At 36.6% G+C, this 8,398-nt stretch carries 8 protein-coding genes and 1 pseudogene; 3 read left to right on the top strand and 6 right to left on the bottom strand.

The features are described 5' to 3' along the window. Positions 1–34: 34 nt before the first annotated feature. Entirely contained in the window at positions 35–568 is a 534-nt protein-coding gene (locus tag AKK44_RS07105; protein WP_054279109.1) for a TetR/AcrR family transcriptional regulator, read from the bottom strand. A 133-nt stretch (positions 569–701) separates the two neighbouring features. Here AKK44_RS07105 and AKK44_RS07100 point away from each other — a divergent pair, with 133 nt between their 5' ends. Then, positions 702–2,981: a YhgE/Pip domain-containing protein gene (locus tag AKK44_RS07100; RefSeq protein ID WP_054279108.1), complete on the top strand. Its 2,280-nt coding sequence runs from the start codon at positions 702–704 to the stop codon at positions 2,979–2,981. A 77-nt stretch (positions 2,982–3,058) separates the two neighbouring features. Here AKK44_RS07100 and AKK44_RS07095 read toward each other — a convergent pair whose 3' ends face one another. Genes AKK44_RS07095 through AKK44_RS07085 form a run of 3 tightly spaced genes read right to left on the bottom strand, consistent with a single transcriptional unit; the run spans position 3,059 to position 5,023 of the window. Beyond that, a complete protein-coding gene (locus AKK44_RS07095) occupies positions 3,059–4,126 on the bottom strand; it encodes a DUF4097 family beta strand repeat-containing protein (protein ID WP_054279107.1) in 1,068 nt (355 codons plus the stop codon). Beyond that, on the bottom strand, positions 4,123–4,710 hold the full coding sequence (locus AKK44_RS07090) for a DUF1700 domain-containing protein (RefSeq protein WP_054279106.1): 588 nt from the start codon (positions 4,708–4,710) through the stop codon (positions 4,123–4,125). The genes AKK44_RS07095 and AKK44_RS07090 overlap by 4 nt, the downstream gene beginning before the upstream one ends. Continuing rightward, positions 4,697–5,023, bottom strand: a complete 327-nt coding sequence (locus tag AKK44_RS07085; RefSeq protein WP_054279105.1) for a PadR family transcriptional regulator — start codon at positions 5,021–5,023, stop codon at positions 4,697–4,699. Before AKK44_RS07085 ends, AKK44_RS07090 begins: the two co-directional genes overlap by 14 nt. Before the next feature lie 204 nt (positions 5,024–5,227). On the opposite strand from AKK44_RS07085, the gene AKK44_RS07080 reads away from it, so the two are divergent. Next, the gene (locus tag AKK44_RS07080; protein WP_054279104.1) at positions 5,228–5,842 is read left to right on the top strand and encodes an NUDIX hydrolase; all 615 of its coding nucleotides are present in this window, start codon (positions 5,228–5,230) and stop codon (positions 5,840–5,842) included. Between the two features lie 57 nt (positions 5,843–5,899). Here the strand turns inward: AKK44_RS07080 and AKK44_RS07075 are convergent, their stop codons facing one another. Next, entirely contained in the window at positions 5,900–6,742 is an 843-nt protein-coding gene (locus AKK44_RS07075) for a DUF368 domain-containing protein (protein ID WP_054279103.1), read from the bottom strand. A 297-nt stretch (positions 6,743–7,039) separates the two neighbouring features. Next, the gene (locus tag AKK44_RS07070) at positions 7,040–7,978 is read right to left on the bottom strand and encodes an ATP-binding protein (protein ID WP_236686667.1); all 939 of its coding nucleotides are present in this window, start codon (positions 7,976–7,978) and stop codon (positions 7,040–7,042) included. A gap of 100 nt (positions 7,979–8,078) precedes the next feature. Here AKK44_RS07070 and AKK44_RS08770 point away from each other — a divergent pair. Then, positions 8,079–8,398: pseudogene (locus AKK44_RS08770) on the top strand (IS982 family transposase); the annotation flags it as partial.

Raw genomic sequence — 8,398 nt, 5'->3', positions numbered from 1 at the left:
TTAGTGTGCTTAATTGATTCCTCTTTAGCTAGTGTTATGAATTAGATAACATTTTTAATACAAATTGGGTCATTTCTTGAGGTGATTCTTTTTTGCCTTTGGCAATCCAACTTTGACAGACCCCAAAAAACGCATGAGACAGGTAAATGCTTGAGTAATTTTGTTCTGTCTTGGAGAGATTTTCTGTTCCAAAACGACTATGGAGGTCTTTATTAATAAGCAAACGAACTTTATTAATAATAAAGGTTTGAATGTCACGTGTTCCATTTGAAGACAGTAAAGAGGACAAGAGCTGTTCACGTTTGAGAAATTCAAAAACTTCAAGAAAAGCATGCTCTTTACTCTGATTTTCTTTTTCAAAGATATACTCGAGTTTATGGAAAAAGCTCTGCTGGTAATAATCAATCATGTCATATTTATCTTTATAATGGGTATAAAAACTAGATCGACTAATTCCAGCTGTTTTAGATAACTGGACAGTTGTGATATCATCAAAGCTCTCTGTTTTGAGCAAGGTTACCATGGCCTCAAGAATGGCTTTTTTAGTGATTTCTTTGCGATTGGTCAAGGCGACTCCCTTCTTTTGAACACTTTTAGACAGATTGTCCAAAAAACGATGTTTTATCTTGTAAATTTAAAATTTATTTGTATAATATATTTTATCATAAAACATGTACACAGTGTCCATTTAAGGAGAAAAAATGATTGACGAATTAAACGCATTGCTTAAGAAGCCAAAGTTACTGATAACCATGTTGGGAGTGGCTTTGATTCCAGCCCTATATAATTTATCATTCCTCGGTTCTATGTGGGATCCCTACGGACAGGTTGACCGTCTCCCAGTTGCTGTGGTGAACCATGATAAAACAGCCAAACTCGGTAACAAGACCTTTTCAATCGGAAAAGATATGGTTGACAGCATGTCTAAAAGCAAAGACCTAGACTACCATTTTGTCACCGCTCAAACAGCCCAAAAGGGATTGCAAAAAGGTGATTACTATATGGTTATGACCTTGCCAAACGACCTCTCTCAAAAAGCGACGACGTTATTAAATGACTCACCTGAGAAATTGACCATTAACTATCAAACGAGTAAAGGTCATGGCATGATTGCCTCTAAAATGAGTGAGGCAGTTATGGATAAGCTTAAAGAACGTGTTGCTTCTAATGTGACTAAAACTTACACCTCATCTGTTTTCAAAAGCTTGACTAATCTGCAGTCAGGGTTACAAAAAGCTTCAAAAGGGAGCCAAGAGATTGCTGATGGTGCGTCAAATGCAGCCGCTAATAGCCAACTGCTAGCAAATCATTTAGGAAAGCTATCAAGTTCCACTCGATTATTGGAACAAGGGTCACAACAATTATCAGCAGGACTAGATGCCTATACTGGAGGGGTCTCTCAGTTGACTGATGGTTTTGGACAGTTATCAGCAGAGCTTCCTATCTACTTGAATGGCGTTAACCGTCTGACGCAAGGATCATACGGATTGACAAATGCATTGACACAAATAGCGCAAGTCACCAAAACATCACCAGAACAGGCAAGTGGCATACAAACATTGATTAAAGGACTTCCTCAACTCAATCAAGCCATACAAGATTTAAATAACAACGTATCTGGCTTACAAGCATTTAATGTTGACAAGGAGGGACTTGAAGCTTCTTTACGCGCTATTAGCTTAAACGCTCAGCAACTGATTGCAGAAGAAACAGCAGAGCAACAAGAACAATTGACGGCTTTACAACGGACTAAAGCATTCCAAAGTTTGACAGCTGAGCAGCAAGCGGAGTTGTCTGGAGCGATAACACAGAATCCATCGGGCAAAACCAATGCAGCAAAGGCTCTTTTATCTGGTGTTCAAGACTTGTCAACAAAATTGACAAGTATGTCAATGGAAAATCAAACAGGTCAATTGGCTCAGTTGCAACAAGGGGTCAAACAATTAGCCAGTCAGTCTGGTCAGATTCTGCCAGAAAGCAGTCGAGCACTTCTTAGCCTCTCAACAGGGATATCATCTGTTAATCAAGCAGTAGTTGGTCAGTTATTAACTGGAAGCAATCAATTGTCCCAAGGATTAGGGCAATTAGATGAGAAAAATGACGACATTAATACAGGAATTTCAAGTCTTTCAAAAGGAGTCACAGCATTAGATAATCAGTCAAGTCAATTGACATCTGGTAGTTATCGTTTGAGTGATGGGTTAGGAGAATTAGTAACAGGGGCGGATCAACTAACACAGGGTGGTCAGAAGTTGTCAACTGGTCTGTCAACCTTGTCAAGTGGCGCTTTGACTTTAAATGATTCATTAACAAAGGCAGAGAAACAATTATCACTGGTATCGGTTACTCCTAAAAATGCACAAGCCGTTGCGAGTCCATTACAACTAAGAGCTACAGACAAAGACCATGTCAAAACCAATGGGATCGCTATGGCACCTTATATGATTGCGGTATCGTTAATGGTTGTGGCGCTATCGACAAATGTTATTTTTGCTAGCTCCCTTTCTGGACGTCCAGTAACAACAAAAAGAGATTGGGCCAAGCAGAAACTTGTTATTAATGGATTTATCTCAACTCTTAGCTCGATTATTCTGTATATAGCTATTCAATTTTTAGGATTTGAGGCTAATGATCAGTTAAAAACTTTAGCTGTTATCATACTAAGTGGTTGGACCTTGATGGCTCTTGTGACTGCTTTAGTTGGTTGGGATAACCGATACGGTTCTTTTGCAGCCTTGGTGTTATTATTACTACAGGTAGGATCATCAGGAGGTTCATATCCTATTGAGCTTAGTGGACCATTTTTCCGCATGCTAAACCCTTTGTTACCAATGTCCTATGTTGTTTCGGGCTTACGCCAAACCATTTCTTTATCAGGAAACGTGACCCAAGAAGTCCTTGTTTTACTAAGTTTTTGTGTGGCTTTTATGGGATTAGCCTTGTTGATTTACCGTCCTCAACAAACAGAAACAACACCATAATAGCCTTAATAATGATTGATATAAAAAGAATTGCTTAATCAAAGCAATTCTTTTTATATTGGCCCTTTGCAAGAGCATTACTTTATCATAATGTTTCCTTTGCTTAAGTTGATGTTAACTTTTCCTAAAGCATTAGGATGTTCTTTGTGTAACGATTGTTCACCTGTTAAGGGATCCATAAAAACGTTGTCGCCAATAACAGCTGAATTGGTAATAATTTTACCTTCTTTTGTTTTAAACTCATAAGAGATATGGTCAGTGGGTGTTAATGAAAGTGTAACATCAACGTTTCCTCCAATAATCTGATTATTGTCTTTGAAAGTTGTGTTGTTTGAAATAAAGTTTATTTTTTCATCATTAGAATAGTCATTCTGATATTGGCTCTCTAGACCTGTAAACCTTAGCTTTTCAAAGGTGGTATTTTTGGCTTCAACACCCCCACTTTGAGATGAATCGATAACAACTGATTTTAGTTGACTATTTTTTGTGATGAGTGTCGTCCTAGTAAGGCTCAGGTGACCTTTGTTAATGATAGAATCAGCAACATAACTATCGGATTGCTGCGATTCGACTGTGATGTTATCAAACTGACTCTTTGTTGCATTAAGATAGCCGTTAATGTTGGCGTTATGAATTGTTGTATCAGAGGCTACGAGGAAACCGTCCAACTGTAAGTCTTGAACAGTGATGTTGGAAAGAAGGGTTTGCAGGGCAGTTCCTTTAATTTCTTTGAGTACGGTTTCTTGTGGAAGTGTTATTGTGATACTGTTATAATCTTTTCCGCCAGAATCTAAGTAAAAACCATAAGCTTCAATAGCTCCCGAGATGATCATGTCTCTAGGAAATTTTGACAGTGTCAGCGTCTCATCTGACACTGTCATTTTGATGGGGGTAATAAACTTAGGGTGTTTATAATAGGTGACTGTTGGAACCTTAACAGGACCTGTTTCTACATGGATACATAAGAAATGGTCACTAAAATCTAACCTAGTAAAGGGTTTTAATTGTTTGGTGACTTTTTTTGGAGCTGTTAATTGTCTAATATCTTGGAAACCACCAGAGACATAACCAATTGCCATAAGAATAGCTCCTAATAGAATGCAGGTAAGGCTAAGCATCAAGAATTTGCGTGAGATATTTTTCATACTTTTGTTCCTTTCTTACTACTAATCCATTTGATGATAGCAATGGTTGCACGTCCTAAAAAGCGTAGCAGTGCCGTTGCAATAATCCAAATCAGGATACCACCCCCAAAACTAATCAGTGCTCCTCCAAAAACCACTGTTTGGGCTTTAATCGATGGTGCTAGTAAGGTTAGGCTTTCAAAAGTTGTCACCACTGCCATAACGATGCCAGCTAGTCCAACAATATAGATAGCCGCTATAATTGCTAAACCAGCAACAACACAAGCAATGATAAATAGAACCAGAGCCAACAACATCGGCAATGCAATAGGAGCTGCACATAGTGTTAGAACGGTTAGTCCAATAATGGTAGCCGTATTTTTGGGTGTTTTTTCAGGAATTGTGAGGTGTTTGTCTAAGACAGTGGCTATAATTTCGTTGGCGACATCTTTTGGATTTCCCAACTCTTCAATGACTTCTCTTTCTTTTTCAGGGCCAGCCTCATCAAAATATTCCACATAGTACTCCATAGCCTCAAGATAATCTTCTTTGGGTAACTTTCTCAAGTATTTAGCGAGTTCGGCTAAATAATCAGTCCTTGTCATGTCTTAAACTCCCTTCAATAATTCCATCTAAGGAAACTTTATAAATGTGCCATTCTTTGTTTAAAAACTCAAGATGCTCTTTTCCTGAAGCGGTAACAGTATAATATTTGCGTTTTCGACCTTGATGTTCTTGGCTATAGGTTGTTAAAAAGCCTGATTTCTCCATTTTTTTAAGAATGGGATAAAGAGTCGATTCTTTGATGTTAGCAACTAACTTGATGGTATGACTGATATCATAGCCATAAGAATCATTTCTATCAATAATAGCTAAAATCAGAAATTCAATTAAGGTTGCTGATATTGGAAAATACATTGAAGCTCCTTTCGGGATCATTCTTATATATAAAAAAACTATATATATAAATATTTTATATATAGTATACGGTTTCTTTTAGCGCGTGTCAATACCAGTTTTATAAAAACAAAATCTTTTAAAGTAATTAGTTGACCAAAAGAGAGGCATTTTATACTATGAAAATAAGAGTAACTAGGAAAGAGGTCAATAAGGAATAACGCTATGAAAGATGTCATCAAAAATTATCAAGCTAAGCCCTTGGGAGAAAAAAATCGGTATGCTGTTTGCTTGCCATTAATTTGGGAGAATGAGCAGTGGCATATTTTATATGAAATCAGAAGCCAGCACATTTCTCAACCAGGAGAAGTCTCTTTTCCTGGCGGACGAGTAGAAGACAATGAAACTTATCGTCAGGCAGCTATTCGAGAAACGACCGAAGAATTGAATGTTGACGCTTCTCAAATTGATATTTGGGGAGAGATTGACTATTTGGTCCAATCTAATAGAAGCATTCACTGTTTTGTCGGTGAGTTAAAAGTCGATGACTGGCGACAGATAGAGGCTAATGAGGAAGTTGACAGGTTGTTTACAGTACCTCTCAATCAGTTGATTGAACAATCGCCAGTTTACTATGACTTGACAGCAGAACCGATAAAGACCTCTAACTTCCCATTTGATAGGATTCGCAATGGAGATCGCTATGCTTTTAGCAATCATCGTCATAGCATTCCCTTTTACGAAAATCTAGATGAAACCATTTGGGGGATGACCGCTCAGTTTACAAGTCGCTTTACAGATATTATTAGAGCAGCGAGTAATCAGAGTGGAGCTAATTAATCCTTGAATTATCAATAAGCCTCATAAAAATAGCCTTCCCATAAATGGGAGGCTATTTTATTTATATTTTTCTTCTAGTTTACTCATCCAAAGCCCTAATAAAATTCCAAGGGCAAACAACAGTAGTGCCATTGTCCAAGTGCCTAGATTTGCTCCAGCATAAGAGATAGATTCAGGACTATTATGATTTGGAATGAGAATCAATAGGGTGCTAGAAAGCACAATTCCGATAATAAAGTGATAAACAGTAGAATGATGATGTGTTAAAGCATGGTCCATCGCTTTTGAAAAGGATAGAATAGCTAAAATGCCACCGATAGTGATTGGTAAGAAGGTTCCTAATAAATCAAGAGATTTAAAGCCTGATAACATTGGTGAGTAAAGCCCTAAGATTAATAATAGATTTGACGGACTCAGTCCAGGAACCAAAACTCCCAAAGCAATCAAGACACCAGCTAAAATAAAACTGAAGAAATTAGCTGGAACGGTACCAACAAGATCATTCAAGAAGTACAACCCCAAACCAGATATTACAAAAGTAGCAACTAGCCAGACAAGGTCCTTCGTATCGCGAGTCGAGTGTTTCGTTGATTCCTTCATCAAACTAGGGATTGTTCCTATAATAGCTCCTGCAAACCCCCACAGAACAACGACCTGAAAATGATTTAGCAAATACTCAACAGGATAAGAGAATAAGGCAATTCCTAGAATACCTCCAATACCAACAGGTAAAAAGAATAACACATTTGCGACAAAATCCTCGCGAAGATGAGCCAAAAAAGCAATCATCCGCTCGTAGATGCCTAATATAGCTGCCAAGACACCTCCTGAAACACCAGGTAAAATAAACCCAAGTGCAATAATCATGCCTTTAATGATGCGTGTAAAAAAAGAAACCATGGTTGCCTCCTATAAAGAATGACTTTATTGTACCATAAAATTAAAGAATCGCTGAAGTAGATAGGAAGAATTCTTATTAAAATCAATATATTTTGATAAATGGTATTTGAATCGGAAACATTCAACAGGTGTCAAGAGCTTGGTTAAAAGATATTATTATGTTTATCAATTTTTTATCATAATATAAAAAAAGCCTAGAAATCTTAATTCCATAGGCTTTTGACTTTTTCAAATATTGATGAAATTGAATAATTTAGCCCTTTCTTCGGTTTTAATCAGACAAAAATCAGACAAATTTCAGTGTTTGGTCATAAATTCACCAAGATTTTTAATTTGTTGTTTGATGATGTGATATTGCTCAGATGAGGTTCTTGGGAGTACATATTTGGTTGAACGTCCTTTTCCGACGATTTCTATATATCTCTTATTTTGCAGAGTTTTCAAGTTTTCTCTAAACTTATATTCTGTCATCAGATTATTCTCAATAACATCATTTTTGCTGATGTTTCCATTTTTGATTATATACTTGAGAATAATCTTTTCTTCTTTTGATATGTCTCGGTATGAAGACAATAAGTCTACTTTCCAAATGGTTACGATTGTGCTATCGAAAGTAGTTGTGACCTCAGGAATTTTCAACTTGTATTTTTCTGACACATCAAAAATTTTAGGACCACCTGATCCAGCCTTTTCAGACATCCCGATTCTTCTAAATAGTGATGAAATAGTACTATTTCGTGTTTTGGATGTACCACCATGTATAAATTCAGGGATGGAAATTTTCATTTTTCCGGGATTCTTAAATTCATAAAAATCATTATATGAGGTAATAACGATAGGTGAATCAAAATCATAGTAAGCATGCATTAAGCAATTCACTAGTGCTTCACGTATGGATTCAGATAAGTCTTTTTTAAATGGTAAACGATGGGCAGATTCATCATTGAGTTTGAATCTATCGTTTGTTGTTGCAGTTAATTTCTTATGTGCCAAATTGAAGAAGTCATACATATTCAAATCGGGGAACATCATGTCTCCTGTCGAAACTCTGTCATCCCACCTAGTAGAAAGTGAGTTATCCTTTTCAAAGTAGTCTAATTGAAATTTAGGATACCTAGAAATTATAGAATTGTATTTTCCAAAAAACAGTAGCCCTCCTGCTGTTAACTTATAAGTGCCATCAGTTCTATCTTTCTTAAATACACCTATTTCAGTTAAGAAGGTTCTAAGTGGCATATTGATATACTTAACTCGTGGTGCTAGTAAATTTCAAAATACAATAAAAAGCCCAAGAGTACTATACTGTAAGTGCCTAACAAACAGGAGGTTAGTCCAAATGAACCATTTACAGTATACCGCTAAATCTCATCACTTACAATGGAATTTGAAGCAATTATCAAAAATATGCCAACAGTTATATAGGGATTATTGTCCTGAAACTTTCAAACATCGTCATAATATCAGCTTATCTAAGGTTTCAGATCAGTCGTTATTAGTTTTGCTTATTTTACAAGCTGAACTAGGCATTAAGTCACAACGGCATTTTTATCGTATCTGTCAACTCTTTCCTTGCGGTCATCTTCTTGAAAGAAGTCGTTTTAATCGACGTTCACGACAGTTGATTTGGTTAGTTCAAATCATTAGACAAGCAATGAA

Source organism: Streptococcus phocae (genome assembly GCF_001302265.1).
GTDB classification, from domain to species: Bacteria; Bacillota; Bacilli; order Lactobacillales; family Streptococcaceae; genus Streptococcus; species Streptococcus phocae.
Note: the sequence above shows the minus strand (reverse complement) of the source record. Positions and strands in the feature narration are given on the sequence as shown.